At 46.5% G+C, this 26,582-nt stretch carries 24 protein-coding genes; 10 read left to right on the top strand and 14 right to left on the bottom strand.

Going from position 1 to position 26,582, the window contains the following annotated elements; all coding sequences use genetic code 11:
• The first annotated feature begins 194 nt into the window (after nt 1-194).
• The gene (locus IQ257_RS13815; protein WP_228060693.1) at nt 195-2,609 is read left to right on the top strand and encodes a GumC family protein; all 2,415 of its coding nucleotides are present in this window, start codon (nt 195-197) and stop codon (nt 2,607-2,609) included.
• Nucleotides 2,610-2,730: 121 nt separating this feature from the next.
• Here the strand turns inward: IQ257_RS13815 and IQ257_RS13810 are convergent, their stop codons facing one another.
• Nucleotides 2,731-3,735 (bottom strand): NAD-dependent epimerase, encoded by a 1,005-nt coding sequence (locus tag IQ257_RS13810; protein ID WP_193881280.1) that lies wholly within the window; start codon nt 3,733-3,735, stop codon nt 2,731-2,733.
• Between the two features lie 293 nt (nt 3,736-4,028).
• Between IQ257_RS13810 and IQ257_RS13805 the strand changes: the two genes are divergently transcribed.
• The 6 genes from IQ257_RS13805 (at nt 4,029) to IQ257_RS13780 (ending at nt 10,093) form a co-directional block, all read left to right on the top strand.
• A complete protein-coding gene (locus tag IQ257_RS13805; protein WP_193881277.1) occupies nt 4,029-5,678 on the top strand; it encodes a DUF6798 domain-containing protein in 1,650 nt (549 codons plus the stop codon).
• A gap of 156 nt (nt 5,679-5,834) precedes the next feature.
• Nucleotides 5,835-7,646 (top strand): hypothetical protein, encoded by a 1,812-nt coding sequence (locus tag IQ257_RS13800; RefSeq protein ID WP_193881274.1) that lies wholly within the window; start codon nt 5,835-5,837, stop codon nt 7,644-7,646.
• An 18-nt stretch (nt 7,647-7,664) separates the two neighbouring features.
• Entirely contained in the window at nt 7,665-8,291 is a 627-nt protein-coding gene (locus IQ257_RS13795; RefSeq protein ID WP_193881271.1) for a sigma-70 family RNA polymerase sigma factor, read from the top strand.
• Nucleotides 8,269-8,442 (top strand): hypothetical protein, encoded by a 174-nt coding sequence (locus IQ257_RS13790; protein WP_193881268.1) that lies wholly within the window; start codon nt 8,269-8,271, stop codon nt 8,440-8,442. The genes IQ257_RS13795 and IQ257_RS13790 overlap by 23 nt, the downstream gene beginning before the upstream one ends.
• 50 nt (nt 8,443-8,492) lie before the next feature.
• Nucleotides 8,493-9,602 (top strand): transposase, encoded by a 1,110-nt coding sequence (locus tag IQ257_RS13785; RefSeq protein ID WP_228060692.1) that lies wholly within the window; start codon nt 8,493-8,495, stop codon nt 9,600-9,602.
• Between the two features lie 38 nt (nt 9,603-9,640).
• Nucleotides 9,641-10,093, top strand: coding sequence for a nitrate reductase associated protein (locus IQ257_RS13780; protein WP_193877861.1), 453 nt, complete (start codon nt 9,641-9,643; stop codon nt 10,091-10,093).
• Here IQ257_RS13780 and IQ257_RS13775 read toward each other — a convergent pair.
• From IQ257_RS13775 to def, 8 genes are all read right to left on the bottom strand, one after another.
• A complete protein-coding gene (locus IQ257_RS13775; protein WP_193877863.1) occupies nt 10,061-11,995 on the bottom strand; it encodes a PAS domain-containing sensor histidine kinase in 1,935 nt (644 codons plus the stop codon). The two genes, IQ257_RS13780 and IQ257_RS13775, sit on opposite strands and share 33 nt — an antisense overlap.
• A gap of 455 nt (nt 11,996-12,450) precedes the next feature.
• The gene (locus IQ257_RS13770; RefSeq protein WP_193877865.1) at nt 12,451-12,897 is read right to left on the bottom strand and encodes a hypothetical protein; all 447 of its coding nucleotides are present in this window, start codon (nt 12,895-12,897) and stop codon (nt 12,451-12,453) included.
• A gap of 41 nt (nt 12,898-12,938) precedes the next feature.
• Entirely contained in the window at nt 12,939-13,292 is a 354-nt protein-coding gene (locus IQ257_RS13765) for a 2Fe-2S iron-sulfur cluster-binding protein (RefSeq protein WP_193877867.1), read from the bottom strand.
• Between the two features lie 11 nt (nt 13,293-13,303).
• Nucleotides 13,304-13,438, bottom strand: coding sequence for a hypothetical protein (locus IQ257_RS30760; protein ID WP_265584537.1), 135 nt, complete (start codon nt 13,436-13,438; stop codon nt 13,304-13,306).
• Nucleotides 13,426-14,937 (bottom strand): hydroxysqualene dehydroxylase, encoded by a 1,512-nt coding sequence (locus tag IQ257_RS13760; protein ID WP_193877869.1) that lies wholly within the window; start codon nt 14,935-14,937, stop codon nt 13,426-13,428. Before IQ257_RS13760 ends, IQ257_RS30760 begins: the two co-directional genes overlap by 13 nt.
• 62 nt (nt 14,938-14,999) lie before the next feature.
• Entirely contained in the window at nt 15,000-16,373 is a 1,374-nt protein-coding gene (locus IQ257_RS13755; protein WP_193877871.1) for a PrsW family glutamic-type intramembrane protease, read from the bottom strand.
• A gap of 81 nt (nt 16,374-16,454) precedes the next feature.
• Nucleotides 16,455-16,649 (bottom strand): hypothetical protein, encoded by a 195-nt coding sequence (locus IQ257_RS13750; protein ID WP_193877873.1) that lies wholly within the window; start codon nt 16,647-16,649, stop codon nt 16,455-16,457.
• Nucleotides 16,650-16,766: 117 nt separating this feature from the next.
• Complete coding sequence (gene def / locus IQ257_RS13745; RefSeq protein WP_193877875.1) at nt 16,767-17,339, bottom strand: peptide deformylase; 573 nt, start codon at nt 17,337-17,339, stop codon at nt 16,767-16,769.
• A 224-nt stretch (nt 17,340-17,563) separates the two neighbouring features.
• Between def and IQ257_RS13740 the strand changes: the two genes are divergently transcribed.
• Entirely contained in the window at nt 17,564-17,974 is a 411-nt protein-coding gene (locus tag IQ257_RS13740; RefSeq protein WP_193877876.1) for a rhodanese-like domain-containing protein, read from the top strand.
• Between the two features lie 28 nt (nt 17,975-18,002).
• On the opposite strand, the gene IQ257_RS13735 is transcribed toward IQ257_RS13740, so the two are convergent.
• From IQ257_RS13735 to trpB, 3 genes are read right to left on the bottom strand one after another with little or no spacing between them, the layout of a single operon-like run.
• Nucleotides 18,003-18,653, bottom strand: coding sequence for a ribonuclease D (locus IQ257_RS13735; protein ID WP_193877878.1), 651 nt, complete (start codon nt 18,651-18,653; stop codon nt 18,003-18,005).
• A 44-nt stretch (nt 18,654-18,697) separates the two neighbouring features.
• Entirely contained in the window at nt 18,698-19,228 is a 531-nt protein-coding gene (locus IQ257_RS13730; protein ID WP_322744323.1) for a CAP domain-containing protein, read from the bottom strand.
• A gap of 53 nt (nt 19,229-19,281) precedes the next feature.
• Complete coding sequence (trpB, locus tag IQ257_RS13725) at nt 19,282-20,544, bottom strand: tryptophan synthase subunit beta (RefSeq protein ID WP_193877880.1); 1,263 nt, start codon at nt 20,542-20,544, stop codon at nt 19,282-19,284.
• 128 nt (nt 20,545-20,672) lie between these two features.
• Here trpB and IQ257_RS13720 point away from each other — a divergent pair, with 128 nt between their 5' ends.
• Nucleotides 20,673-21,389, top strand: a complete 717-nt coding sequence (locus IQ257_RS13720) for a DUF4388 domain-containing protein (protein ID WP_193877882.1) — start codon at nt 20,673-20,675, stop codon at nt 21,387-21,389.
• A gap of 314 nt (nt 21,390-21,703) precedes the next feature.
• Nucleotides 21,704-23,008: a glutamate-5-semialdehyde dehydrogenase gene (locus IQ257_RS13715; protein ID WP_193877884.1), complete on the top strand. Its 1,305-nt coding sequence runs from the start codon at nt 21,704-21,706 to the stop codon at nt 23,006-23,008.
• Here the strand turns inward: IQ257_RS13715 and IQ257_RS13710 are convergent.
• Together IQ257_RS13710 and IQ257_RS13705 are read right to left on the bottom strand one after the other, a co-directional pair.
• Nucleotides 22,963-24,861, bottom strand: a complete 1,899-nt coding sequence (locus IQ257_RS13710; protein ID WP_193933064.1) for a hypothetical protein — start codon at nt 24,859-24,861, stop codon at nt 22,963-22,965. The two genes, IQ257_RS13715 and IQ257_RS13710, sit on opposite strands and share 46 nt — an antisense overlap.
• A gap of 112 nt (nt 24,862-24,973) precedes the next feature.
• On the bottom strand, nt 24,974-26,569 hold the full coding sequence (locus IQ257_RS13705; RefSeq protein WP_193877888.1) for a glycosyltransferase family 39 protein: 1,596 nt from the start codon (nt 26,567-26,569) through the stop codon (nt 24,974-24,976).
• Nucleotides 26,570-26,582: the final 13 nt, after the last annotated feature.

Raw genomic sequence — 26,582 nt, 5'->3', positions numbered from 1 at the left:
CCCCACACCCTCCCCTCATGAGTAATCCTTATTTGTTGTGAGGTACTTTCCTTCAACCTTTTTGACATAAAACCTACAAACGAATTTGAATTTTTAGGGTTTCTTGTACCATATTGAGCTGACCTGATACAAAATTAAACAGGTAAGACGATGTTTTAGTGACAGCTCTCAATTCATTTAAGGAGACTGGGGGGATGATGGAGATCGTTAACAAACAAGAGCCGTTATCGCTGAATGGCAAGGGCAAGCGTTCGGAGTCACCGCCGCCTATCTATCCGACTCAACCTCTGGAACACGGCTCGGATGAGCTAAATTTGCGGCAGCTATTGACAGTCATCCGGCGTCGTGCATTAGTTATTGCGGGTGTAGCGATCGCTGTGACTTCGGCTATGGGTTTTTGGACATTCCAGCAGACACCAAAATATGAAAGCAAGTTTCGGCTACTGGTGGAACCCGTCACTGAGGAAGGGGATTTAGACCAACTGACTCAAGTCCCTGGTGTTAAGGATATTCCCCGTTCCACTCTGGATTACGAAACGCAAATTCAGGTGTTGCTGAGTCCCAATCTGATGGAACCCATTATTGAGGAAATTAACAAGCATTATTCTGAAGTTAACTACGGTTCTTTGATCGGTAGCAATCAGCTATCTGTTAACCGACTGGGAGAAACTAAGATTCTAGAAGGTCGTTACCGAGATACTGAACCCGAAAAAGTGCGGCGGGTTTTGCACGAAGTCGCTCGGGGTTATCTGCGCTACTCCCTACAGGAACGACAAGTTAACCTGAAACAGGGAATTCAGTTTGTAGAAGGTCAGTTGCCGCAACTGCGTGAGCGGGTGAATAAACTCCAAGCCCAACTGCAAGCCTTTCGTCAGCGCCACAACCTCCTTGATCCTCAACTTCAGGCACAAGAGTTGTCCGAACGTACCAATGCGATCGACCAACAGAAAATGGACACTCAAGTCCAGCTCCAAGAAACTCGCTCCCTTTATACCACCATATTGCAGCAGTTAGGGCTGTCACCGCAACAGGCAGTCTCTACAGTAACCCTCAGCGAAGCGCCCCGCTACCAACAGTTACTCGACCAACTTTCTCAAATCGAAGCCGAAATAGCCGTCGAGTCAGCACGTTTTACTCAAGAAAGTCCCACCATTAAAACACTGCAAGAGAAACGGGACAATCTCATCCCCCTATTACGTTCGGAAGCTCAAAAAGTACTCGGAGCAACGTTGACAGAGGCAGGGGTTTCTAGTGCGTCACCCAATTCAATTCGCACAAACCTGACTCAGCAACTGGTAGATGTGACGAACCAGATGCAGGTGTTGCAAGTGCGGCAAAATGCGATCGCTCAAGCTTCCCAACTCCTCAATCTGCAAGTGAAGCAGATGCCGATCATTGCCCGTCAGTACACCGATTTGCAGCGAGAACTCAACGTTGCTACAGAAAGTTTGAACCGCTTTCTGGGCGTGCGGGAAAGCCTAGAAATTGAAGCCGCTCAGAAGGCATTACCTTGGCAGATTATTCTGAAACCCGAAAAACCGGAAATCCCGGTTTCGCCTAATACCCGACGGAACTTGACCTTAGGTGCGATCGCTGGGTTGTTGTTGGGTATGGCAGTCGCCTTGCTCATTGAGCGCCTGGACAATGTATTCCACTCTCCCGATGAGCTAAAAGACCAGACCAAACTCCCCTTACTTGGCATTGTTCCCTACCAGAAACAACTCAAGCAAATGACACCCGTCGCCAACCTAACAGAAATGGCGTCGCCTTCCCAGCCTCCAACTGACAAAACACATCGCAAACCGCCCCGATGGTATAATGCCTCTCCCTTCTTAGAATCCTTCCGCTCTCTACACACTAATATCCGCTTTCTCGCCAGCGACACCCCGATCCAATCCATTGTCATTAGCTCCGCAACTCCAGGAGATGGGAAATCTACCCTTTCAGTTCACCTAGCTCAAGCTGCTGCTGCCATGGGTCAACGGGTACTTCTGGTTGATGCTGACCTGCGACGTCCTCAAGTGCATAATACCTTGGGTTTAGACAATCAGATAGGGCTGAGTAATGTTATTGCCACTGGCATTACTGCTAAACAAGCGATCCAAAAGTTGCCCATGTGGGATCGGCTTTACGTCTTAACTGCTGGCTCAGAACCGCCTGACCCGACTCGGCTCCTATCCTCCAAGAAGATGCACCATTTAATGGAGCAGTTTCACGCCGTTTTCGATCTGGTCATTTACGATACACCACCAGTGTTGGGACTTGCTGATGGTCGCCTTCTAGCATCTCATACCAATGGTGTCGTTATGGTCGTTGGACTGGGCAAAACTGATCGTTCAGCCTTGATGCAAGCCTTCGATAACCTGCGCATTTCCAAAGCTACAATTCTAGGAGTTGTTGCTAACGGCGTTAAAGGTCATATCACCAGCTCCTACTCTTACTATCACCATTACTACGGAGCAGAGTCAGAAATTCTCAAGGCGAAAAACATTTTACTCAAAAAAATGGGGCAGAGTAATGGCAATGGCAATGACAATGGCAATGACAATGGCAATGGCAATGGCAATGGCAATGGCAATGGCAATGGCAATGGAAAAGATGAATTATAAATGGTGAATGAAAACCTGTAAAAATTCTTCCCCCAACTCCCGTTCGGCTGACGCTCACGGCGAAGCCAACTCCCCATTCCCTAGAATCCGTAGTTCATCACTTGAGGATGCCAAATATGCATTAAAGGCTGTAGTAAGACCGATACCAGTTCACAAACCGTTCAACGCCAACTTCAATGGGTGTGTTTGGTCGGAACCCTACATCTCGCATGAGATCGTTCACATCTGCATAGGTAGTCGGCACGTCTCCTGGTTGCATGGGCAGCATATTTTTAACAGCAGTCTTGCCCAAGCAATTTTCTAAGACTTCAATCAGTCGCAGCAGTTCTACCGGCTGATTGTTGCCGATATTATAAAGTTTGTAGGGAGCAGACTTTTTTTGCCCAGGTGAAAGATTTTCTGATTCTCCGGGTTGAGGGATTTTCTCCATTACCCGCATAACCCCCTCAACCACATCGTCAACGTAGGTGAAATCCCGCTGCATACGACCGTAATTGAATACGTTGATGGGTTGTCCTGCGAGGATAGCTTGGGTAAATAAAAATAATGCCATATCGGGACGATACCAGGGACCGTAAACGGTGAAAAAGCGCAAGCCCGTCATGGGGATGTTATACAGGTGGCTGTAGGCATGACCCATCAGTTCGTTAGCTTTCTTGGTGGCAGCATATAAGCTAACTGGACGATCTACGTTATCCTCCACGGAAAAGGGAACTTTGGTATTGGCTCCATAGACTGAACTCGAAGAGGCAAAAACTAGATGTTTAATATCAGAATGACGGCACCCTTCGAGGATATTCATGAAACCAACTAGGTTGCTATCCACATAGGCATGGGGATTTTTGAGAGAGTAGCGAACCCCAGCTTGGGCTGCTAGATGGACGACTATCTCGAAGGACTCTTCGGCGAATAACTGAGCCATGCCGTCCCTATCAGCTAGATCAAGCTTATAAAAACTAAAGCCAGGTTCGTTCTCGATTTGTGCAAGTCGGTCTTGCTTGAGGGAGACTTCGTAGTAAGCATTGAGATTATCTAGACCAATAACTGTATCACCTTGGGCAAGTAGGCGCTGGCTAAGGTGATACCCAATAAAGCCTGCCGCACCCGTTACTAAAACTTTGACCACACCTTAATTCCTCTAGTAAACTTCGATATTGGTTTGACTTAAACGCTGCTATAGACTGTGATGTTAACTCATTAATCCACTTGCGATCGCCTTAGCGCTGCCGCTAAAAGCAGATCGCAGTTGCTTCCTGTAGAAAAATCTGCGATGGCTGTTAGCAGTAAGCTGACAATACTATACTCAGCAAGGGATAAAGACTAAGCCACTAAAAGTTAATTAAAGTCTTACCAGGCTTACGATGCAGCCTTTTTTTAATTGTCCAACCTTACGTTTAAACTGTTGAGAGTATAACTCAAGTGACCAACGATACGGTATTAAGCCATTCCCCCCAAACAAAGCAGGTGGCTAAAGAGCTGAAAAACTCGAAGGCAATAGGGTTCCAAATTCTAGGAGTAACAGCTTTCCTCAGCTTAGGGTTTCTGCTGGATGGCAATATGGGTGGCAATGAAATTGATGTGTTGCCGTTGAGCAAACAGTATGCCGATCCAAGTTGGATGCCAGGAGATTGGTATCTAAACCAGCTACCCAGCTACCGATGGCTTTTTTTCCTGTTGTTTGGTGGACTGGTAGTAAAGTGGGGGTTTTTAATCACTTCTATACTCGGACGGCTGCTATGCTACGCATTGATTGCTTCAGGACTAGTTGCTATTAGTCGCAAACTGGGTCTAAATTTCCTATTGCTATTATTGGCGGTTGGCTTGTTTCTATATGTAGATGATCATCAGGGTGTGGTTGCTCGTGAATGGTTGGTTGGAGGATTTGAACCTAAATCAATTGCCTACGGTTTGGTGCTGTTAGGGATTGGGTCAATGTTGACAAAACGCGATCGCTTGATGGCATTTCTGCTAGGTTTAGCAACGTCCTTTCATGTTTTAGTAGGTGGTTGGGCGTTTCTAGCAGGACTGGGGTGGCTACTCCTTAGGCGGACAACGGCATTAAAAAATATTCGCTACTTGGGTTCGATTCTTCTCCTTTACTTAGCAGCGAGCGGGTTGGCATTTAGAGCCATCTGGGAACATTTGTTTGCTCCTATTACCCCTAGCGTCACTCAAGCGTCCTTCCTGTACGTTTTTTTGCGCTTGCCTCATCACTTATACCCTTTGTATTGGTCGTCGGACTGGTGGATCAAACCTCTGATCTATTTGCTAGTTTTAGCCCTTTGTACTGGGGCACTATGGTTCAAGCAGCGAACTCAGACGTTCTCTGAACAACATATTGCTCGCATGAGTCTGGTTGAGTATACTTTGCTGGCGCTAGTGCCATTTGTAATAGGATTAGCGATCGCTCCTTTTGACTCTCAGGGTCGGCTGTTACAGTATTATCCCTTTCGCTTAGGTGACATTCTGTTACCACTCACTACCTGTCTGCTCGTTGCTTGCGTTTTACAAGAAATTTTTACAAAGAGAGCTAGACGATTGTTATTATTCGTCTGTATGGTGCTGCTGAGTTGGGTCTGCACGACTAAGGCAGTTACTTTTCAGCAGCAGGTAAGCACTCTATCTCAGTTTCCCGCTCAACAGCAGCATATAGACCCGGAATGGCTCGATCTATGTACCTGGATTCGCAGCAATACTCCCAAAGATAGCGTTGTCGTCTCTCCACCTGCTGATTTTCCCTACTTTACCTGGCTCTCAGAACGCCCAACAATTGTCAATTTTAAACTGTTACCTCAAGGTAAAGTGGGGATTCTAGAGTGGTATGAGCGTCTCAGCGACTTGAGTGGTGAACTTGATCTTGTTTCACTGGTAAAGCGTGAAAGAGTTACCTACAGCAAGATCAGGCGAGTCCTTGAAACTGGCTACAACAGCTTAACAACTGCTCAAGTAAGGGAAATACTGGCTAAGTATCGTGCGGACTATTTGGTAACTCAGTTGGATCATCCACTAGATTTGCCGATCGCTTACCGCAACTCGCGCTATATTCTTTATGCCAACTCATCAAGCTGAAAGGGGCTAGGGGAAGACTTCGGCGTGAGCGCGGTAACTGAGCCTGTCGAAGCTTCGGCTTCGCTCAGCTTAAAAGTTCAGTCGAACGTTGGGGGAGATGGGGAAGATGATTAGTTAAAATTTTCCCTACCTTCCCTACACCTTATTCTGGCTAGTATGCCGATCGCACGCTTGCATCGATTTTTAACGACGCCCACTGCCAAAGCATCTAAATCTCAGAAGGTGTTTTGGCTGAGTTTAAGCTTGACTTTTTCTGTAATTTATGCATTGGCTGCTCTACAAGGGGCTTTGGGTAGCGAGTATGTCGTGCAGGATGATGCGCGGCAGCACGTCTTTTGGATGCGTCGGTTTTTAGACTCCCAGTTGTTTCCTGGCGATTTGATTGCTGATTATTTCCAATCGGTTGCGCCTTGGGGATATGCTACTTTTTACCGACTCTTTGCCATAGCGGGTATCGATCCGATGGGTTTGAGTAAGGTTTTACCCTTAGTGTTGGGACTGTTTGCTACCTGCTACTGTTTTGGCATCTGTCTAGAGATTTTGCCAGTACCGGTTGCTGGGTTTATGGCGTCGTTGCTGTTGAATCAAAATCTCTGGATGAGAGATGATTTGGTTTCGGCAACGCCTGCGGCTTTTGTCTATCCTCTGTTTCTGGGGTTTCTGTATTACTTATTGCGACGATCGTTACTGCCTTGTCTAGTAGCGATCGCTCTTTTAGGATTATTCTATCCCCAGTGTGTCTTTATCGCGGCTGGACTGTTGATTCTACAACTGGGGCGGTGGGAACAGGGGAGGTTCCAGTTTTCGTCGGTGCAGAGGGATTATTGGTTCTGTGGGTTGGGACTGGGGATGGTGCTATTGGTTCTCTTGCCCTATGCTTTAGAACCTTCGGAATTCGGTTCTGTTATTACGGTGGCTCAAGCGAGGGCGTTACCAGCTTTTTCCTCAGAAGGATGGTCAAACTTTTTTAATGATGACCCTTGGAATTACTGGGTTTGTGGCAAACGCAGTGGTATGCTGCCGACAGAATGGTGTCGGTTGATGGCGAAATATTCCATTCTCTTATTGCCGCCACAAGTTTGGGTTAGTTTTTCACTGCCGTTTCTGTTGAGAAACACGTCTCGGTTTCCTTTAGTCAAGCAGGTGACTGGGAGTGTTTTTCTGTTGCCTCAGATGCTGTTCGTATCCGGTGGGATGTTTTTTGCTGCCCATTTATTGCTGTTTAAGCTTCATCTTCCCAACCGCTATACGGAACACAGCTTGCGAATTTTAGTAGCGTTGGCGGCGGGTGTAGCGCTGACTATTCTATTGGATGCCCTTTTACAGGTTGCTCAAAATAAAGGTAAACCTCTGTTGGCGATAGGGTTTACTGGGGTTTTGGGGGCAGTTCTGATTTTGTATCCTAGTGTTTTGCAGGCTAATGATTACCCCTTCCCAACTACTCAGTATACGGTGGGGACAGTGCCAGAACTCTACGAGTTTCTGCAAAAGCAACCGAAAGATACACTGATTGCCTCGTTAGTGGAGGAAGCCAATAGTCTGCCGACGTTTGCCCAGCGATCGCTTTTGGTGGGGGGAGAAGGGTATGCTTTACCTTACCATTTAGGGTACTATAACCAGATTTACCAGCGGACGGTTGACTTGATTGAAGCTCAGTACAGTCCAGATTGGGCAACGGTGCAAAATTTTATTCAACGGTATGGGGTGGACTTATGGCTGTTGGAACAGGGGGCGTTTACGCCGGAGTATGTTAATAATAACCGTTGGATTAGGGAGTATGAGTCAGCCGCTACAGACGCTCGATTAAGTTTGGAACGGGGAAGAGTTCCGGTGCTGGTGGAAGGTATGGAGAAATGTGCTGTGTTTGAAACCAAGGGTTTGGTGGTGCTACAAGCAGAATGTTTGTTCGTGTTTCATTCAAATACAATTCCAGTGGAATTACCCACCAAATCTAAGAAGCTGCAATGATGGAACTTGATAAAAGCAATGTCCCCTGATCTTTGTGACTCTGGAGCGATAGTTCCGCCTCAGTCGGATACGGAGCTATTTTTAACTCTCAAAGCGGGACAGGCTACGGCGCTAGGAGTGCTGTATGACCGCTATGCGGGTCTAGTGTATGGTCTAGCCTTGAAGATTTTGGTTAACCCGGAGGAAGCTGCCGATCTGACCCAAGATGTGTTTCTCTACCTGTGGTATCAGGCAAACTATGACCCGGCTAGGGGTTCCTTCCATAGCTTTCTGATGACGTTGACGCGATCGCGTGCCATCGATCGACTCCGTACTCGTACAATTCGGTTTAGATTTTTGCAGCGCTGGAGACGATTCCGTTCAACGGAAGCAAGCAGCATCACCCCGATGGATAAAGCTTCTGTACTTGAACAATCTCAGAAGATCCAAGCAGCGATGGCACAACTGAGCGAGGAGGAGCGTCAGGTGCTAGAGCTTGCTTACTATAGTGGTTTAAGTCAATCAGAAATTGCTGAGCAACTTAATATTCCCTTGGGAACCGTTAAAAGCCGCTCTCGCCGAGGACTGTTAAAGCTGCGACAGGTGCTACAGAACTTTGATGGATTAGAACGGGAGCCGGATAATGACAAACCCCTCACTTCCTGAACGCCACGAAGAACTGATGGCTGGTTATGTACTGGGTGACCTTGATGTAGAGGAAGCGGCGGAATTTGAGCGTTTACTCGCTTATAATTCTGAACTAGCGACAGAAGTAGGTCGTCTAGACCGTCAATACATGCAGCTTATCAAGCTATAGCAAGAGACATCAAAGTTTCCGTCACTTCTGTCTATAACAAACTCAATGCAATGGAACCCAATGTCAGTGCTGAACTTGTCAAAGAAACAGCCTCTGAAATGGAAGCAATCATTCGACATCTAAAAGGAACTTTACCAGATTGGTTGCCCGGTTATCGGGTCAAAATTTTAGATGGAAATGCCTTGGCCGCTAGCGAACATCGCCTGAAGCCGCTACGTTCATGTAACAGCGCCCCCCTACCTGGGCAATCTTTGGTAGTGCTTGACCCAGCCTTAATGTTAGCCGTTGATGTTTTTCCTTGCGAGGATGGTCATGCCCAAGAGCGTTCCTTACTACCTAATGTCTTAGCCACAGTCGAAGAAGGTGATGTCTGGATAGCTGACCGGAATTTTTGCACAATGAACTTCTTGAGTGGGATTGTCGCTCAAAAAGGATATTTCATCATACGAGAACATCAATGTCTTCCCTGGCATCAGGCAAATGAGTTTCGCTACGTCGGTTCGGGAGAAGGGGGAAAGGTTTTTGAACAAACCATCATTATCAGTGATGATGATGGATTTTTATCGAATATTCGGCGTGTGAAAGTAGTTCTGGAGCAAGCTACTCGTGATGGCGAGCAAGAAATCTTTATTCTGACTAATCTCCCCATAAGAGTAGCAACGGCTGCTCTCATTGCTCAAATCTATCGTAAGCGTTGGACTCTCGAAACCTTGTTTCAAGTACTCACTGTGATTTTTAATTGTCAAATCAAGACTCTTGCTTATCCCAAGGCAGCTCTTTTTGCTTTCTGTGTTGCTCTAGTTTCCTACAATATTCTTGCTGTAGTCCTAGCTGCCTTGAGAAGCGTTTATGGCAGCGAGAAAGTTGAACAAGAAGTTTCCTGTTATTATCTGGCTGACGAAATTCGAGGCACTTATCGCGGCATGATGATTGCGATTCCTCCTTGTGAATGGAAGGTTTTTGAGCAGATGAGTTTGATGGAGTTGACCCAGGTGCTTCTGGATTTGGCGGGTCGGGTTAATTTGAGAGCCTTTCTACGTCACCCACGCGCCGAAAAGAAGACAAACTTCCGACTCAAACGCCAGCGTCCTGCCCAGCGCCCTCATGTTTCTACTGCTAAGATTCTAGCCCAAACTAAAGCCAAAAAGCTGACACCTTGAAAGGGCTGGTTCTAGCTTTGAGTAAAATCTAAAATCCTATGACTTCTTTCTTCCAATTTGAATCTGATTTTGTCGATTCCCTACGCTGCATTCCCATGCAAGTGCGAATGAAACTCGATACCTGCGGCGTCAAACTAAAACTCACCCACTGGCATCAGTTTACGCAGCAAGAACGACAGGCACTAGTCGAAATGCCGGGAACTACACCCGCCGAAAGCGACGCCTATCGGCAGTACTTGCAAGAACTCGTTGTCAATCATACCGGTCAACCCGCCTCAGAACTGCCTATTGAACCTAACCCCGCCTGGATAGACTCCACCCAAATTCCTGCCAGTGTTCAGGAGAAAGCAGGAGAAGTTGGCGTATCCCTAACGGTTCAACAATGGGCAGCGCTGACACCCGCGCAGCGGTTTGCCTTGATTAAACTTAGCCGTCCCAGTCATGAAAATAAAAACTTTCTACCGGCACTCAATGAATTTGAGTTGATTTAAGGGTGTGGGCATTGAAGATTGGGGCGATCGCAATTTGGCATCAACCTGATTTTGATAGGAGTTTTGACAGCAGTATTGCTGAGAAGTCTCTCCTATCGGAATTTCAATCACAAATTCTGTTCCTTTGCCCGGTGAAGAAACACACTTCAGATGTCCGCCATGCTTTTCTACCACAATCTGATAGCTAATCGACAATCCTAAACCTGTACCTTTACCGACAGGTTTGGTTGTAAAGAAGGGGTCGAACAGCCGCTGCTGAACTGTTTCTGGAATGCCCCCACCGTTATCGGCAATGCGAATAACGACCCAATTGTCCTTGATGAGTTCAGTGCGAATGCAAATTTGTCCGTTGTCCTTTGTCCGTTGTTTTACCCCTTCCGAGGCACAGGCGAGTGACAAATGACTAGGGACTAAGGAATCTTCTATCGCATCAATGGCATTACAAAGGATATTCATGAATACCTGGTTCAATTCTCCGCCGTAGCAGTCTATCGGCGGCAGCTCACCGTACTCCTTGACGATTTCAATTGCCGGATGCTCTCCTTTGGCTTTTAGGCGACTTTGCAGAATCAAGAGTGTATTATCAATCCCTTCGTGAAGGTTGACAGCTTTCTTCCCAGCTCGATCAGAATGAGAAAAATTGCGAAGCGATCGCACAATCTGATAGATGCGGTCTGCACCCACTTGCATCGAACTCAGTAACTTGGGAAGATCTGAGGCTATAAAGTCGAGGTCGATCAGCTGAATTTGCTCGATAACTTCTGCAGAGGGTTGAGGACAGCAGTGCTGGTAAAGATCGAGCAGGTGCAACAGTTCCTGAAAATACTGCTCGGCGTAATTAAGATTGCCGTAGATAAAGTTGACCGGGTTGTTAATTTCGTGAGCCACCCCAGCAACTAATTGCCCCAAACTGGACATTTTCTCCGATTGCACCAATTTAGCTTGGGCTTGGGTGAGCTTTTGTAATGTTTGTTCGAGTTGCTTTGCCGAGCGCCGCAATTGTTTTTCGGCTTGCTTGCGTTCCCGAACCTCCCGCCGAAGTCGTTTGTTTGCCTTAACCAGTTCGGCTGTCCGTTCTGCTACCCGTCGTTCTAAGTCATCATTTGCCTGTTGCAAGGCTTCTTGTGCTAGCTTACGTTCGGTGATATCCCGAACTACCTTAGCAAAACCACGCAACTGTCCGTTTTTATCTCGCAGTGCCGCGATTGTTGCATATACCCAAAAGCGTGACCCATCCCGCCGCACTCGATAACTTTCATCTTCAAATCGACCCACTTCTGCCGCAATTTTTAACTCTTGTTCGGGTTTGCCAGACTCAATAGCTTCAGACGGGTACAAAAGGGAAACGTGTTGAGTGAGAATCTCGTTTTCTCGATAGCCATTGATGCGTTCAGCTCCTTGATTCCAGCTAATCACCCGTCCGTCCGGGTCTAACATATAAATGGCGTAGTCGTTGACATTTTCCACTAAGCAGCGAAAGTGTTCTTCACTATCCCGGAGGGCTTCCTTCGAGCGCTTGCATTCCGTCTGGTCACGCACCACTGCATATAGCAATTGCTGCTCGGGGCAAAACGATACACTCCACAGCAGCCACTTGTACGAGCCATTGGCACAAAGACAGCGATTTTTAAAGGAAACCGGAGCCGTTCCGCTAAAAAGCTTCTGGAGTTTGACCAGGGTTCGCTGATGGTCTTCCGGATGAATCAGAGTTAGCCAAGGTTGTGCTAGAAGTTCTGCGTTAGAAAAACCTAAGGTTTCCTCCCACCTTAGGTTTAGTTCCTTGAAGTAGCCATTTTCCCCGATCACACACAGCATATCTAAGGAGAGGGTGAAGAACGGCTCGGATTTTGATACTGGGGTCTGACTCCTGGGGCTGGGGGCTTCGGGTAAAAAAGTTATCATTTTATACCAATTAAACCAAATTAAGCTTTACAGATTGAGTTTTATATTTTTTCTCAAAAAACTTTACAGATGCACCCGAAGAGAGATGAACGGATATTCGTATTTATAGTTTAAGAGCAGATTAGGACTAGGGGTTACCTTTACTGATTAGGATTTCTATTGGGACTGATTTAATTTATCTATCGTTTCACTCATGCACCAGTACTCCTGATGACTGTTCTACCTCTTCTACAGCGATCCCCATACCGATTCACTGGGATTTAGCAGCCGATCACTACTCCCAAGTCCGTCTCCTAAATTATTCTATTACTCTTAAGAAAAGGTTAAATCCGGATCTAAATGGGGCTGATTGTGCCTAGCTAACTCCTGAAAAAGCTGCCTTGTTTTTGATTGCATCCCTAAAAATCAGAAAAGACACCCCCTAAAGTCCTGACTAAAGCATCCGCAAACAGTCCTCAGATCGTGGCAGCTTCCTCACTGGCGGGATAGCGATCGAGTCCTGCTTTAATCCAACGAAGGCAATCGTCTTTTGACTGGAACAGTTTTGGCGCAGCCACGTTATTTAACGAGTCGGACTTATAGTGATCATAGAAATATTTTCCTGATTCTTCGTAGACAATAATCAGGTTATAACGATAGGTGTAGCGGCATTTAAAATAATCAACGGGACTAAAAACATCGGAGTGAGCATTAAGATGTTCCTGGGCAACATCAAAGATGCCCTCAATACTATTAGAGTAGAAACCAGCCGGATTTTCAGCTTTATGGAAAGTTCCCTTATGCACCAATGCCGATAGGAGCTTGTAGGAGTAGATAGTTTGACTGTTAACCGTGCTAAAAACAAATGGGATAATTAAATGACCGTTATCAGAAATGGATTTTTCGTAGAGTAAGCGATTCATCGTCGTATGCCAGTGCTGATTTTATGTCTAAAGGGATTTTATCACTGAGCCGATGACTCAGAATGATCGGGATTAGACTTATAGTAGAGAGACGATTTATACAGAACTTGTTCTTGGTGAGTTTCTAAGGTGCAATCGGATAGGGGATAAGCAACACAGGTGACGGTATATCCCATCTCTATTTCTGAAGGTTGCAGAAACTTTTGTTCGCTTTGATCAATTTCACCGCTGACGATTTTGGCAATACAGGACGAACAGGTGCCTTCACGACATCCAGCAGGCAAGCGAATTCCTGCTTCTTCGGCGATATCAAGGATATAGTGGTCATCAGGGACTGCAATCGTGCGATCGAGGTTGAGGGCTGGATTTACTAACCGGACTTTGTAGACTGTCATCTGTTACTCCTTTATTCATCCAATAATGTCAATCTGCGATCGCTTGTGGGATTTCCCCATTTCCCCATCAGATAGGAAACATCTTCAGTCAGTTTGGGTTCTCCAGAGGGTAAAACTTTGGAGCGATCGCATTTTAAGGCAACCAAAACTCCGGTAAAAACGCTTTACCCAAACCCCGTATGTTTTGATTAATCATCCGCGCCAACTGAATATGGGGTTCATCCGGTTCTACGGGCATAATAGTCGCCTGATTCCCATACCCGAAGCGGTCAATTACCAAGTTTGCTGCCTCCAAACCCGTAACATACGCTTTCTCCTGCGACCAAGAACCGTGATTGGTAATCACCCAATCTCCACTCATGAAAACATTTTCGATACTCGTTGAAGCGGGTAACAAATACTGATAACTACCAGGGGCAAAATGAGTGACTCCCTGCGGTACTCGAATCACACTACTGTCGATTACCTTTGCTTCTCGAAATTCAGGCACACAGGTTGCTAAATCACGGTGGACTTTCTCCACGATTTGCTCATCACTCATCGGTAGTAATTGATTCGCGTGGTAAAAGTCGGCTTCAATAACACTTCCCGGTTCGTAGGCGTATTCATCCTGTAGTGCATTAAGGTTAAAAAATGTCCACCCCGTAGTCGAGTCAAAGCCAAAACAAGCATTGGAAGGATTGCGAATAATAATTTTGCGGTCAAACCACAGCCGAGTTGCCAACACATCGATTGCTCCTAAGTTCCGCAAGTTCCGGAATTGGGCATAATGTTGCAGAGTGGTGCTACTGCTGACAATCTTTTTCATACCACTAACGCTAACCGCAAAAATAACCGCATCAGCATCAAAGACTTCCTCACCGCAGAGAACTCCTTTCGCTTTGCCAGTACTATCAATCAGAAGATCGTCAACTCGTTTATTCGTCAGTACCTTACCCCCAGCTTTTTCAATACGCTGCACCCAAGGTTTAAAGATCATCTCTCCCACCGTTCCCCGGCACCAGACCACATCAAAGTCGGGTTGGTGAGCCAAAATGAAGTAATAGAGCATTCCCAAGGCTGCTGCCGCCGAACATTGCTCTCCCGGTGCAAATAAACCGACTAACAGCATCGGTTCAAAAGACTCCTTATAGAGTCGGGCAGAAACGCCAAACTGTTTGAACAGTTCACGGGCGGTTACTTTGTCATAGCGCCACCACGCTTCATCAGAATTATCAAAATCAACGACAGCGTAGAGGAGGGGGAGGGCAGAAAGTCTGTCAATTAAGGGTAAGCGTTTGAAATGGGTATAGAGAAAAGTTCCTAGTGGGGTGGGGAGTCGGAATTCGTCTTGAAAAAGCGGCGATTCAACTTCTAATCCCGCCGGAGAATATTGAGAGGAACGGGTAAAGGGGGTGAAGGGCTTGAGTCCCAATTCCCGCACTAGGCTAAAGATATTTTGGTAGGGATACCAGAATCCGTGAATCCCACCTTCTACTGAACGTCCCCCAGCCGTTTTCCATCCGGCAACTAAGCCACCGGGATAGGGAGCAGCTTCTAAGAGAGTAACATCGTACCCTTGTTTCGCGAGGTGGTAGGTTGCGCCCAATCCTGCCCATCCTGCACCGACGACAACTATCCGTTTTTGTGCTGATGTTTCTGACATCCTTTACCTCGTGAGTCTAGTCCCTTTTTTAGGATGCCATGATTGGTATGTGTGAAGAATTTCTAATCTCCAAAAAAGCGGGTGGCGAAGTTTTGCGATCGCGTTGGTGAGAGTGCTCTCGCCTTGAGAATTGCTGCGGCTAAAAAGGCGTAAGATAAAACTCCAACCCCTGCCAAAAGTAAAGCGCTGACGAATCCCGTGGCATTCCAAAGGGCGTGGAGAGCCGAAGCACAGAAATAGCCGATGATCAAAATCTGCCAAACTTTACTAGGTTTGAGAACACTCAGTCCAATAAAATACCCAAAATAGCCACTGTAAGCCATGTGTCCCGCCACTGAACCCAGCAGGCGGGGAATCAGCAACTGCAATCCTAATAGTTCACCCGAACTATCACCGGCTTGAAACGTCACGTTATCGATGATGTCGGGGACGTACTGACCTAAGGTTTCTAAAAGAGTAAAGCCGATCGCTGATGCCGTGCCTAAGAGAATACCATCCAAGGGTTCCCAAACCCCTATTTGCTCTCGCCAAGGAGAACGCAGGAGTCGCCCTAAAAAACAAGCTGCCAGCACGGGAAGGGCTTTTAACAACTCTTCCATCAATCCCGCCCCAAAAAACATCCGAATCGATAAAGACAGAAAGCTGACAACTTCCCCTTCATCGGGCAAGCTTCCAGGCAAAATATCCCGAAAAATAATAATAAATAACGGTAGCAGTGGACTCACTAATAGGGAGCTGGTAGCCAGAGCACAACCGAGTAACACCCACCAAGGTTTGGGTTTGCCGCAAAGTTGGTAAACAAAGTAAGATGCCGCTCCTGTCAAATAGGCAGCAAGTAGCAGGTTGAAGACGATCGGTTCGCCAACGGCAGCAAACATCATGACGACAAAAATCACGGTGAAGACTGCCGGAACAAAGAACGCTTTTTGCGATAAGTCCCGTCCCGTAGAAGCGAGGGGAAACAGTTGAGTAAATGTAACAACCGAATTAGATTTCGGGCGTCCTAATGCCTGAATAGGCTTCAGCGGAACGCCTGTTATCGCCGTGAATTTGGCGGGTGCTGGTGAGCTTTGGGGTGTTGAGACATAATACTCAAAGATGAACTGGGGACCATCTTGACCGAGTTTGATGCGATCGCCAGCCTGCAATTGATAGTAACCTCGTACACATCGCCCATTAACATAGGTGCCATTGATGCTATTGAGGTCGCAAATCTCCCAGCCCACTAAACCCTTGCCCTTTCCTAAAATAGGGCGAATTGCCGCATGACGCCGCGATACAATTAAGTACCGATTTGGATCTAAGGCAATTTGGCAGCTCGGATCGCGCCCAATCACCACTTCCTGATAGTCAGATAGGACATAGGAAGACAATTGCCTAGTTGTACCATCAGAAGGAAGCGGTCGCAGAAATCCACGGTAATGTTGACCAGTCATTCTAGTAGAACTTAGCGGTCGTTTGACTAGTGCAGCGAGTGCAAAAGTTTCCCATTCATATCCCAACAATTCCAGTAAACGCTACTGATTGGCTCTAGCATCGCGCACGGCTGCATAGAACAAGAAGCCACCTAAAGGAATACTCGCCGCCAAGATAATCGCTGTTACCGTCGTACCTAACTGAGGGTGTCCCGAAGACAGTTCAAAAACTGAACCAACAGCGGCAATCGCCGCAATACAGGATGTCATCAAAAATAGACCGCTTTTTGGAGTCATTCGATTGAGGATTTCAGGTTGATTGGAAAAAGACTAGGGAATAGGAAATCAGAATAGAAAAATTTGCCCATGGAAAAATCCATGAGCTTGAGACAGGAGGCTGAACCGTTTGAATTCTTAGGGAGAGTGTTCAAGTGGTTTAACGGCTTGGGTTGAAAAGCCATGCTTTTGCAATTCCTCTGCCATAGTCAATCCATTCTCCACGCGATCAACAAACATTACCCCATTTAGGTGATCCATTTCATGCTGAATGGCGCGAGATAATAACCCAGTAGCCTTTAAGGTTTTTGGGCGTCCGTTTTCGTCTTTATAACTCACTTCCACGTCCTCTGGACGTTTGACATCCAGGTAGACGCCAGGAACACTCAGACAACCTTCTTGAGCATCGCACAAAGTACGACCGAACCGCTTAATCGTGGGATTGATTAATACCAGGGGTGGATTTTCTGGATTATCGGGTTCGCAATCGATGACGATGATTTGTTTGTTAACCCCAACTTGGGGTGCTGCCAAACCGATACCATCCGAACTATACATGGTTTGCAGCATTTGGTACGCCAACTGCCGAATGCTTTGATCTACTTTGGCAACGCGCTTGGCAGGCTGACGTAAGACGCGATCGCCTAAATAATGAATCTCTAGAGGGGGTTTTTCTAGTTTTTTCTTTTCGACTATAACTTGAGCACTCATGAGATGGAGGATGCGTGACTACGGCTAAATTATCAACAATTTCATTTTTTTCATCCTAACAGTTCTAACGACTTGAACCGTAAGGATTAGGGATTCGTCTCGATAGGGTTAAGTCCTTCTATTACTATTGTGGCAAATCAGTCAAGTTTTGTTACACAAAAGTTTGAAAATCTTAAAGATTCCTGTTACATTGCAAAGAAGGCTCCAAAACATGGTATAGCTAAATGAATCGGTTGTTTGATATATTCCCCAACCCTCGAACCCTGCCAGCCCAGTCCCGCGTTTATGACCTGAAGGCACGCCTGGATTGGGGCGAACCAGCTTTGACAATTCTAGACGTGCGCGATCGCCGGGAGTTCAACCTCAGCCACATTCGGGGAGCAGTTCCTCTGCCCATGAACGAACCAACTCACCGAGTCTTGAGCAGGCTAGAACTTGATCGCGATATTTACATTTACGGTGAAACCGACGAAGAAACCGCTGCCATCGCTACACAACTGCGCGAGGCAGGGTATAAAAACGTTTCGGAACTTAGAGGAGGTCTAGCAGCGTGGAAAGCCGTTGGCTATCCTGTAGAAGCCCTTCCCTTGAATGCCACCCTTGAACAGAATCCACAAGATCTGAGTGATGCATGAAGGGTCGCATTCGTTTTGCCGCCTTGATCTAGTGTTCAAAGATATCTCTGTATTGCAATAAATCCAACGTTACCATAATCGGTAGAAGCTCAAAGCACTGTTGAGCCACTTTCCAACGGTCTTCTCGTTTCAGCATGGTAACTAGTTTCTGCTGTAGACTTACCAGATAACGGACATCATTAGCAGCATACTGCAATTGTCCATCGGAAAGGTTTTCCGGATTGCCCCAGTCAGAACTTTGGGCACCTTTATCCAGTTCAACCTGTTCGAGTTCGAGAACCAACTCCTTAAGCCCATGGCGATTTGTGTAGGTACGAGCTAGCTTGCTGGCAATTTTCGTGCAAAATATGGGCTGGACTTGGATGCCGAGATTTTGCCGCAGCATACCCAGATCGAAACGAGCAAAGTGGAAGACTTTCAGAATGTTCGTGGCTTCTAGTAGTTTTTTGAGGTTGGGCGCTTCAGTCTGTCCTTTAGCAATGCGAATTACCGTGACTCGACCCTTTGAGTCACAGAGCTGAACGAGGCATAGGCGATCGCGTTGGTAGATGAGTCCCATAGTTTCCGTATCTACTGCGATGGCATCGGCGGTTAGATAGTCTTGACACAGAGCCTCAGTCAGGTCGCGATCGCATACTTGAAAATCTGCCAATTTTTTCTCGACGGATGGGTTGGTCATGGGTTCGCGGTAAAGTGGAGGAGAAAACGGTTGATGGTAGCGAGTTACCGACGTTTGATAAAAATTTGCGTGAAGTAATACTCGCCCTGAGCATTTTTGCTAATGCCAATACCAGTGAGGTCAAACTCACCTTCAATATTTTGGCGATGACCGGGGCTTTTCAGCCAACCCTGAACAGCCTGCTGTGCTGGATCACGATGACCTTGGTTATAGGCAACATTTTCCGCTGCACTGCTATAAGGTATAGATGCAGCAATGGCTCGGATGCGTTGATCAAATCCTTGATGACTAAAGGGCACCTGACCCGTTGCCATCGCCGAACTATGCAGTCTTGCCTGTTTGCTGATGCGATCGTTGAGCGTTAGGGGAGGCAAATTGCGGGAGAGACGATATTGGTTGATTTGCTGGTAAACTGCGTCTTCCAAATTCGTAAATTCACCGGAACTTGACTCTTGAGATACGTCTGAGGTTGAGGCGCTATCACTGGGTAGGGATGGATTGATACTAACAGCAGAACTGCAACTGCTCAATCCACCGACCAGGACTAGCAAACTGACGACTAAGTAGGTTGGCACAACTAAAGTTAACTGGTGAAGGTTGTCATTTGACCCGGTAGTTGTGTTGCTGCCTAATCCTCAGTGCCTAGATGGATGAACTTGCCAATCGTCTGAACATCCTTATCGCCCCGACCGGAACAGTTAATGACGATACGGGGACTGCCGTTGAGTTGAGGGCAAAGGGTTTCTAGATAGGCGATCGCATGAGCTGTTTCCAAAGCCGGGATAATTCCTTCCAGTTCCGATAGGCGTCGAAAGGCAGCGATCGCGTCTTGGTCAGTCACACTATAATACTCAGCTCTGGCGCTATCTTTTAAATAGCTGTGTTCAGGACCGACACCGGGATAGTCGAGTCCAGCACTGATCGAATGCGCTTCGACTACCTGACCCTCTGTATCTTGGAGCAAGTAGCTCATGGCACCGTGCAACACACCCGGACGCCCCTGTGTCAGAGTGGCGGCGTGCTTCTGGGAATCTACACCTTCCCCTGCGGCTTCAATGCCAATAAGTCGCACGCTGGGTTCTTGAACAAATTCGTGAAATAGTCCCATTGCATTTGAACCACCGCCTACACAGGCAAGCAGAATATCGGGTAAACCGCCCCACTTCTCCTGGCATTGAGTGCGGGTTTCTTGACCGATGATTGCCTGAAAGTCGCGCACCATCATCGGGTAGGGATGGGGACCTGCGACTGAACCTAAGATATAGTGAGTGGTTTCTACATTTGTAACCCAGTCGCGAATGGCTTCAGAGGTAGCATCTTTGAGAGTCCCCGTACCAGCAGCTACGGGCTGTACTTTAGCTCCCATCAGCCGCATCCGAAACACGTTCAATGCCTGCCGCTCCATATCGTGAACGCCCATATAGATGATGCATTCTAGACCGAAGCGAGCGCATACGGTTGCCGTTGCTACACCGTGCTGACCGGCACCCGTCTCAGCAATGATTCGCTGTTTACCCATCCGCTTGGCTAGCAGTACCTGAGCGAGAGCGTTGTTGATTTTGTGGGCACCGGTATGGTTTAAGTCTTCTCGTTTTAGATAAATTTCTGGGCTACTGCCATTGGGTTTAGCATAATGGGCAGTAAGGCGTTCGGCAAAATAGAGAGGACTAGGACGTCCCACATAATCTTTGAGTAACTGTTGTAGCTCCTGTTGGAAATTTGGATCGTTGCGGTATTGTGCAAAGGACTGCTCTAGTTCAAACAGAGCAGGCATCAAGGTTTCTGGCACGTACTTACCCCCAAATTTCCCAAAGCGCCCCAAGGCATCTGGTTGCTGGGCAGCAGTACTGGCAGGGGATTGGGAATTCGGTGGAAGAGGGGTTGTGGTCACAGCTACTGAAAATACAACGACATCCCTTCATTATAAAACGACCCTTGCCCCGGTTTTCGAGGTAAGGGCTGTCAGGCTCAACCGTTAACGAGAGAATAGTCCTAGGCTTTCAATTCAACTCAACAGCGATGTCCATTATAGGTTTTCTGTCTGATTTTTCCCTACCGGAAATTTTCCGGTTTATCGATAGCGGTAGTAAAACTGGGATGCTAACACTTCGGGTTTTGCCTGAATCTTCACCAGCATCCCATCATTATATCTGGGTAGAGAATGGTAGTATTGTAGCGGCGGCGAGCGAGTTAAACGAGAATGGCTTGCTGTCATTGATCCAGCAGTATCAGTGGGTTAGCGATCGCGTCGTTACTAAATTAGCTCAGTTGCGACCTGCCGATCAACCCTTGGGGTTGTACTTACGAAAGCAGGGAGTCTTACGAGCCGAACAACTCGAGCATCTTTTTCAAGTTCAACTGGTGCAGCAATTTTGTGTTTTATTTAAACTCAAAGATGCTCACTTTAAATTCGAGCAAAATGCCCCATTTCCGACTCAAGAAATGACGGGTTTGAGCTTACCAGTAACTGTAGTGGAGGTTTTATTGCAAAAATTTGTGGTTTTGAAACAACTCTTTGTAGCCAGAAGAATTCGGCAAGAAAAAAATGGTTTGAACACTAAACCGGATATGTTTTGCCATCAAATTGGCTTAACAATGGATATTGCCTTTTTCCATTCCCTACACTTGTCCTTGTTTGAAACCGATTACACGTTGGCTGACTTGGCTCAAATTGTTGAGTTGTACTATCGTCCCTATGACATCCCCAAATCTAAATTCGCCTCAGCGATGTCCTAGAGATCATTCAAAAGAAAAAGCCTGGCAGATGGAGACTCCTGCCAGGTTATGCATCTACAACTGAGAGTTTGTTTCCTTGTCCTTATATTGCTGAGGATATTCGCTCTCAAGGGCAGTTAGAATCCGTAAAATCTAGGAATTTTCCATCCCCACTTCTAGGCAATTTCCATAGAAATACGGATACGATTTGCCCTATCATCAGCTTGTCCTATTTCCCCAGGTAGCCTTGGGGGTTAGCATAGGGGTATCGGGTCACGATTTCTAGGCAGAATTTTGTTAAACTGCGGATGACTTGTCGGTATCGACTCCCAATCATGACAACGACTCAAGCGGCTTCCCTACCCCTACGCACAATTGCTCAAGCCACCCGTCAGGCAGCACGGCAGTTAGCGGTTCTCTCTACGGAAGCAAAAAATCAGGCAATCGAAGCGATCGCTCAAGGGTTAGAAGCTGCCACAGCAGACATTTTGGCAGCAAACGTAGCGGATTGCCAAGGGGCTGAGGCAGACGGCATTGCCAAACCCCTTTACAATCGCCTGAAGTTGGACGAGACGAAGCTGAAGGCGGCGATAGAAGGGGTGCGGGATGTGGGGAAACTCAGCGATCCTGTAGGTGCGATGCAAATTCACCGCGAATTGGATCAGGGATTAGTCCTGAAGCGGGTAAGTTGTCCGTTGGGAGTATTGGGGGTTATCTTTGAAGCGCGTCCCGATGCCGTGATGCAAATTACCTCTTTAGCGGTGAAGTCGGGGAATGGGGTGATTCTCAAAGGTGGGAAGGAAGCGACTCGTTCTTGCGAAGCGATTGTTAATGCTATTCATAAAGGATTATCGACAAGTGCAGTCGATCCGGCAGGGGTTCAGCTATTAACCACCCGCCAGGAAACCATGGCGCTGTTGCAGCTTGACGAGTATGTTGATTTAATTATTCCCAGAGGGTCAAATTCCTTTGTCCGGTTTGTACAGGACAATACTCGCATCCCGGTACTTGGTCATGCTGATGGGATTTGTCATCTTTATATTGATCGGGCGGCTGAACTGGATAAGGCAGTTAATATTACAGTTGATGCTAAAACCCAATATCCGGCGGTTTGTAATGCCATTGAAACATTGCTAGTTCATTCTGCGATCGCACCGAGTTTCCTGCCGTTAGCAGTAACTGCTTTGAAGGAACGGAGTGTGGAATTACGGGGGGATGATGCCACTTGTAAGATTGTGGATATTTCAGCAGCGACTGAGGAGGATTGGTCTACAGAATACAACGATTTGATTCTGTCGATTAAAGTGGTGGACTCCTTAGAGGAGGCGATTCATCATATTAATACCTACGGTTCTGGGCATACGGATGCCATTGTTACCGAAGATGAGGAAATTGCCGAGACGTTCCTCAATCAAGTGGATGCAGCGAATGTTTTCCACAACTGTTCTACCCGCTTTGCTGATGGTTTCCGTTATGGGTTTGGTGCAGAGGTGGGAATTAGTACCCACCAGTTACCGCCTCGCGGACCGGTAGGGTTGGAAGGGTTGGTGACGTATAAGTATCAGATGGTGGGTCAAGGGCATATTGTTGCAACTTATGCGGGGAAGGATGCTAAGTCTTTTACCCATCGGGATTTGTAATGAACTCCGGAAATCTTACTCCCAACTCCCAACTCCCCTGCCACAATACATTTTGCCTCCAGCACCACCAACCCCTTCGCTTCAAAAACCGAGCACTCCTCCATCAAACCTGGCAACGCTAACGTCGTGCCTTGGTTCAACCGAACTTCCGCCTCTGTTGCTATCGGTTGAAACTGTTGTATCCATTTACTATTAGCCACGTACTCCGATGTAAAGGCACTTCGTTCCAGCAGCCAAAAATCTATACCATAGTTTTCAATAAACGCTCTTATCTCCCCTAACTCTGGACTGTACTGAGCACGAATTAAAGCGATCGCACGTTGGCGAAAGGGCTTATAGTAACCCAAGTGGTAAGGAATGGCATATTCCCAACTCACCAAAATCGAACGGTGAGAAAAGGTGGGTAAGTTATCCGCTTCTCTCGATAGGGAGGCGATGAGGCTATCTTTCGGCTGACTGGCAAAAAACTCGTACAATTCGGGCACTTGTCCCACTTCATAGGCGGTTTTGGGAAACTCTTTCACAAAACTGGGATAAAAAATCAGGATAATTCCCACTAGTGCTGCCAACCCGACTGGTAGTACAGGGGTTTGCAACTCAATGAAGTACATTTTGACCCCCCTAACCCCCCTTATCAAGGGGGGAAATGTATCATACCGACTCGGAAAGGGCTGTACATCCCTATTGAAATTGGATGATAGCTTGGGAATACGTTTAGCGTGTTCCCCCCAATGAAAAATTCCATCCAATAGAATAGTCAACGCCATTCCCGTGGCTAGGGGTAAGACGAGTCGTAAGGTATGTTCTGTATAGCGACTCGGTAAATGAAGTTTAAATAGCAGGGCGTTAGCGGCAAAAAAGAGGCTCAGGGATACTAAAATAATTTGCGGTAAGAGCATCACCCCACCCTTCACCTGCCGACTCAGGGGAAATCGAATCGAAAATTGCAGCAGTAAAGGTAATAAAAATGCCCCATATAATAGTATCGGCAGAGACTGCCGCCGGGGTAAAATGCCACTGCGATCGCCATTCAACCAGAACTCCCAGAAATTATCATTAAAAAAGCTAGCACGTCCCCCCGCCCAAAATTCCCGCATCCCTCTTGCCTGAGTTGCGGTAACAATTGGCTCAAATTCCGAGGTAGTTAAAGCATAAGGCAGCATTACCAACAGCGCCACTGCCAAACCCGCCGCACTGAAGTAATACTCTCTCCTTTCCTTAGAAAACCGGAACCACCCCCGTTCCCACTTCCCCAACTGTATAATCAGCAACCCACTGGAGATAAAGACACTTTGAGGATAAAACAATCCTTGCAGAGCGATCGCACCCAAACTAGGTAAAAGCGATCGCCGTAACAAATAGTACCAGAACACCAAAAGCAACGGATAAACAAACGCTCTCGGCGTCGCCGATACTAAATCATCCCGCATCCAGAGGGTTTGATTCAGCAACAGCGAACTGATAAATCCCGCCACGGGTACAGGTAATATCTGTAACGTGACACCAAAGCAATAACCTGTAGTAATTAAACTCAGCACGAATGGCAGAACTTTACTCAAAACCAGAGGTTCGATTCCTACTGCTGCCATTAACTGGTATAAAGTACGATACCCAACCGGAACAACCGATTGGAAATAATCCGCGATGCGATCGTTGGGAAACAACTGAGAGTCTAAAAATCGCTGCATCCAAAAGACGTGCTGCCTTGCATCATCCTGTACCACATAATCAGCACTAAACGCTTGTTGTAGCGCCAGACTACTGTAAATGACGGCAAACATTAAACTCAGGGCTAACCAAAAGATTCTCTGAAGTTTAGACGGAGAGGATGTCTGAGCAGTCACTTTTGGCACACCTTATCCTTGACGATTCCCCTTTTATAGGAAATATAAAAAACCTATATAGCTTTTCCTAAAGTCGTGAGGTACATTAAATCTTTTCCCCACTCCCCACTCCCCCTATCTCCTATTTTAAACTAACACGCCAAAGCTGACCCAGCAGATGAATAGGTTCAACCTTATAGTTCGGCTGTTGCTCAAATTGATCGCGAAATTCACTAGAAGATTGATACAAAAACACATCGCTAAAATTAGTAGAAAAATTAGGCAATGGTGGTTCTTCTCCTCCCAACAACAGTAACGAAACTTGGGAGTCGAGGAGATAACTAAGACCTGTGGTTCGTACTATACTATTACTAATAACTAGGGGAGACGAACTTGCGTTAATCTTCTGAGCAACTTCAGGGTCATAATAGCTGCTGTACTTAGTCCACCACGTTTGCGCCTGCGCACTCATGGCACAAGACACAACCCCCAATGAAATCAGAACAACCGTCACAATTTGCCACAATTTTTGTTGCCCGACTTTAACCGAGAGCGTGGTAATTTTAGTCGTGAGCAAGTAAGCAACCGCTACCTGAATTCCTAATAAACAAGGAATCTGGTATCGAGCAATACTAGAGCGCTGTCCGCCAACAATTAAATCGGGTAATCCGAGAAGTAAGCCAGTAGATCCGATTAAAACGATAATCAATAACCAAGTCCGTTTAGGAGTATTGCGGATCAGAAAATAAATAGCATAACCTACTAAAATTAAAATGGGTATCACTAAAAAACTCAAGGGGTGATTGATACTCACAAGTGGCACAGGATCAACCCTAGTCCTTACCTCAAAAAGCTGTTCCTTATACAGTACTTGCGGATCGAAAAATACCGCCGTCACGTTCAGTAACCACCGCTGTCCGAGAGTCAATAATGAAAGATCATTACCCGTCCACCCTGAGGCTCCAATCTCGTCAATAACAATTAGCCAAGGGATAAAGGTAATAAGTCCTGCCGTCAATGCCAAAAGATAACATCTTAATTCTTTGCTAAATCGCCAACCACTCATGGCAGCAATATAAAAACTATGACCAATGAGTAGTAAAAATGACAGTAAATGGGAATAAAGAACCAGGGACACTCCTACTGCATAAATAACCCAATTAGACAAGGTTGACTGCCTCATTGCTCGTAAAAGTGACGCACTAGAGAGTAGAATCGTCACCGCCCACAAACTATATTGCCGTGCTTCTTGGGCATACAAAACATGAAAGGGCGATATCGCTAACAGCGCCATTGCTATCCAGCCCACTAACGATGAATCAAATAATTCTAAACATAACCAATAGAGGCAAGGGAAAACCAGAAAACTAATCAGCACAGATACCATGCGAGTTTGTACAGGGTTAAGACCTTGTAGCCCTACCCAAAACCGTGCGATCGCATAATAGAGGGGAGGATGCTGGGGATCTTCGTCTTTAATGGCTTGAACAGTATCCACTAAGCCTTTATCCCCATGCAGGCGCTGATAATTGAGTAACTCTTCGACGCTAATCACTTGCCCCTTCGCCACTTCATTTTCTACATCTTCTACCGTGTAACCAGCCAGCCAAAATGAGGTGAAAATTTCATCATGCCAATAGGTTTTACGGTCTAGATTAACAAATCGAAAAAAAACTCCTAAGATTAAGAGAATGATGATAGAATAACGTAAACTCTTTAAATATGAATGAGATTTCATCTGAGTTTTAAAT

The organism is Coleofasciculus sp. LEGE 07092, assembly GCF_015207375.1.
GTDB lineage: Bacteria > Cyanobacteriota > Cyanobacteriia > Cyanobacteriales > Coleofasciculaceae > LEGE-07092.
The sequence above is the reverse complement of the archived record's forward strand: the minus strand, read 5'-3'. Positions and strand labels throughout refer to the sequence as shown.

Excerpts from the sequence above, each read along its gene's own strand:
- IQ257_RS13780 (WP_193877861.1), top strand. The coding sequence starts at position 9,641 with ATGACTTCTTTCTTCCAATTTGAATCTGATTTTGTCGATTCCCTACGC.
- IQ257_RS13770 (WP_193877865.1), bottom strand. The coding sequence starts at position 12,897 with ATGAATCGCTTACTCTACGAAAAATCCATTTCTGATAACGGTCATTTA.
- IQ257_RS13795 (WP_193881271.1), top strand. The coding sequence starts at position 7,665 with ATGTCCCCTGATCTTTGTGACTCTGGAGCGATAGTTCCGCCTCAGTCG.
- IQ257_RS13815 (WP_228060693.1), top strand. The coding sequence starts at position 195 with ATGATGGAGATCGTTAACAAACAAGAGCCGTTATCGCTGAATGGCAAG.
- IQ257_RS13715 (WP_193877884.1), top strand. The coding sequence starts at position 21,704 with ATGACAACGACTCAAGCGGCTTCCCTACCCCTACGCACAATTGCTCAA.
- IQ257_RS13790 (WP_193881268.1), top strand. The coding sequence starts at position 8,269 with ATGACAAACCCCTCACTTCCTGAACGCCACGAAGAACTGATGGCTGGT.
- def (WP_193877875.1), bottom strand. The coding sequence starts at position 17,339 with ATGAGTGCTCAAGTTATAGTCGAAAAGAAAAAACTAGAAAAACCCCCT.
- IQ257_RS13765 (WP_193877867.1), bottom strand. The coding sequence starts at position 13,292 with ATGACAGTCTACAAAGTCCGGTTAGTAAATCCAGCCCTCAACCTCGAT.
- IQ257_RS13785 (WP_228060692.1), top strand. The coding sequence starts at position 8,493 with ATGGAACCCAATGTCAGTGCTGAACTTGTCAAAGAAACAGCCTCTGAA.
- IQ257_RS13755 (WP_193877871.1), bottom strand. The coding sequence starts at position 16,373 with ATGACTGGTCAACATTACCGTGGATTTCTGCGACCGCTTCCTTCTGAT.
- IQ257_RS13775 (WP_193877863.1), bottom strand. The coding sequence starts at position 11,995 with ATGATAACTTTTTTACCCGAAGCCCCCAGCCCCAGGAGTCAGACCCCA.
- IQ257_RS13735 (WP_193877878.1), bottom strand. The coding sequence starts at position 18,653 with ATGACCAACCCATCCGTCGAGAAAAAATTGGCAGATTTTCAAGTATGC.
- IQ257_RS13760 (WP_193877869.1), bottom strand. The coding sequence starts at position 14,937 with ATGTCAGAAACATCAGCACAAAAACGGATAGTTGTCGTCGGTGCAGGA.
- IQ257_RS13705 (WP_193877888.1), bottom strand. The coding sequence starts at position 26,569 with ATGAAATCTCATTCATATTTAAAGAGTTTACGTTATTCTATCATCATT.
- IQ257_RS13750 (WP_193877873.1), bottom strand. The coding sequence starts at position 16,649 with ATGACTCCAAAAAGCGGTCTATTTTTGATGACATCCTGTATTGCGGCG.
- IQ257_RS13740 (WP_193877876.1), top strand. The coding sequence starts at position 17,564 with ATGAATCGGTTGTTTGATATATTCCCCAACCCTCGAACCCTGCCAGCC.
- IQ257_RS13720 (WP_193877882.1), top strand. The coding sequence starts at position 20,673 with ATGTCCATTATAGGTTTTCTGTCTGATTTTTCCCTACCGGAAATTTTC.
- IQ257_RS13800 (WP_193881274.1), top strand. The coding sequence starts at position 5,835 with ATGCCGATCGCACGCTTGCATCGATTTTTAACGACGCCCACTGCCAAA.